1 rRNA gene is annotated in these 2,500 nt (G+C 48.4%); it reads left to right on the top strand.

From position 1 onward, the window contains the following. Positions 1–12: 12 nt before the first annotated feature. Positions 13–2,500 (top strand): 23S ribosomal RNA (locus JL102_RS23310); the annotation flags it as partial.

Genomic DNA, 2,500 nt, shown 5'->3' with positions numbered 1-2,500 from the left:
CAAAAAAAACTAGAGAAAGTAGAAAAGGGCGTATGGGGAATGCCTAGGCTCTCAGAGGCGAAGAAGGACGTGATAAGCTGCGATAAGCTACGGGGATTAGCAAATATGACTTGATCCGTAGATTTCCGAATGGGACAACCCAATTAGTTGAAGACTAATTATCCTTTTAAAGGAGGCGAACCCGGAGAACTGAAACATCTAAGTACCCGGAGGAAGAGAAAACAATAGTGATTCTGTTAGTAGCGGCGAGCGAACGCGGAACAGCCCAAACCCATTATGTTACGGCATGATGGGGGTTGTAGGACTACAATGTTTGTTAATGATTGAATTTGAATCATCTGGGAAGTTGATCCATAGAAGGTGAAAGACCTGTAGGAGTAAGATCATTAATGATAGTAGTATCCTGAGTAGGGCGGGACAGGTGAAATCCCGTCTGAAACTGCCAGCACCATCTGGTAAGGCTAAATACTCCTGAGAGACCGATAGTGAACCAGTACCGTGAGGGAAAGGTGAAAAGTACCCTGAATAAGGGGGTGAAATAGTACCTGAAACCATACGCTTACAAGCGGTCGGAGCAGATTAGTTCTGTGACGGCGTGCCTTTTGCATAATGAGCCTACGAGTTACTCTTCACTGGCGAGGTTAAGTTTTTAGAAGAACGGAGCCGGAGCGAAAGCGAGTATTAATAGTGCGTTTAGTCAGTGGAGGTAGACGCGAAACTTGGTGATCTACCCATGGCCAGGTTGAAGGTGCGGTAACACGCACTGGAGGACCGAACCAGTACACGTTGAAAAGTGTTTGGATGAGCTGTGGGTAGGGGTGAAAGGCCAATCAAACTGAGAAATAGCTCGTACTCCCCGAAATGCTTTTAGGAGCAGCGTGGAGGTTAAGTCTAATAGAGGTAGAGCTACCAATAGGACTAGGGGGAGTCACATCCTACCAAATCCTGATGAACTCCGAATGCTATTAGATATACTCTGCAGTGAGGGCAAGGGTGCTAAGGTCCTTGTCCGAAAGGGAAAGAACCCGGACCAACAGCTAAGGTCCCCAAATGTATACTAAGTTGAACTAAGGTGGTTCAGTTGCCGAGACAGCCAGGATGTTGGCTTGGAAGCAGCCATTCATTTAAAGAGTGCGTAACAGCTCACTGGTCGAGCGACAGAGCATCGATGATAATCGGGCATAAAGTATACTACCGAAGCTTTGGCAGAATTTATTCTGGGTAGGGGAGCATTCTATCAGCGGCGAAGGTGTGGCGTAAGCCATGTTGGAGCGGATAGAAAAGCAAATGTAGGCATAAGTAACGATAAGGCGGGTGAGAAACCCGCCCACCGATAGACTAAGGATTCCTGATCAACGCTAATCGGATCAGGGTTAGTCGGGACCTAAGGCGAACCCGAAAGGGGTAGTCGATGGACAATGGGTTAATATTCCCATACTACCGTTAACAGTGATGGGGTGACGGAGTAGTGAAAGGCTCGCGTACTGACGGAATAGTACGTTAAAGGGTGTAGGTATTGACGATATAGGCAAATCCGTATTGTTAGCTGAACCTGATAGTACCATAATCCTTCGGGAGCGTGGATAGTGGCCCTAATCAGACTTCCAAGAAAAACCTCTAAACTTATGTTAATGGTACCCGTACCGCAAACCGACACAGGTAGTCAAGGAGAGAATCCTGAGGTGCTCGAGTGATTCGTGGCTAAGGAACTAGGCAAAATGGCCCTGTAACTTCGGGAGAAGGGGCGCCTCCTCTGTTTCGGCAGAGAGGCCGCAGTGAAAAGATCCAGGCGACTGTTTAGCAAAAACACATGGCTATGCGAAATCGAAAGATGATGTATATGGCCTGACACCTGCCCGGTGCTGGAAGGTTAAGGGGGGATGTTATTCGCAAGAAGAAGCATTGAACTGAAGCCCCAGTAAACGGCGGCCGTAACTATAACGGTCCTAAGGTAGCGAAATTCCTTGTCGGGTAAGTTCCGACCTGCACGAATGGTGCAACGATCTGGATACTGTCTCGGCCACGAGCTCGGTGAAATTGTAGTCGCGGTGAAGATGCCGCGTACCCGCAACGGGACGGAAAGACCCCATGAACCTTTACTATAGCTTAACATTGACATTGTGTAAATGATGTGTAGGATAGGTGGGAGACTATGAAGTGGTGTCGCCAGGCATTGCGGAGTCGTTGTTGAAATACCACCCTTTATTTACGTGATGCCTAATCTGTTTACAGAGACAGTGTTTGGTGGGTAGTTTGACTGGGGTGGTCGCCTCCAAAAGAGTAACGGAGGCTTTCAAAGGTTCCCTCAGCACGCTTGGTAACCGTGCGCAGAGCGCAATAGCATAAGGGAGCTTGACTGTGAGACCAACAAGTCGATCAGGGTCGAAAGACGGATATAGTGATCCGGTGGTTCCGCATGGAAGGGCCATCGCTCAAAGGATAAAAGGTACTCTGGGGATAACAGGCTGATCTCCCCCAAGAGCTCACATCGACGGGGAGG

The sequence above is a fragment of the Fulvivirga sediminis genome, from assembly GCF_016757215.1.
Classification (GTDB): Bacteria; Bacteroidota; Bacteroidia; order Cytophagales; family Cyclobacteriaceae; genus Fulvivirga; species Fulvivirga sediminis.
This window is presented reverse-complemented; position numbering and strand designations above follow the sequence as displayed.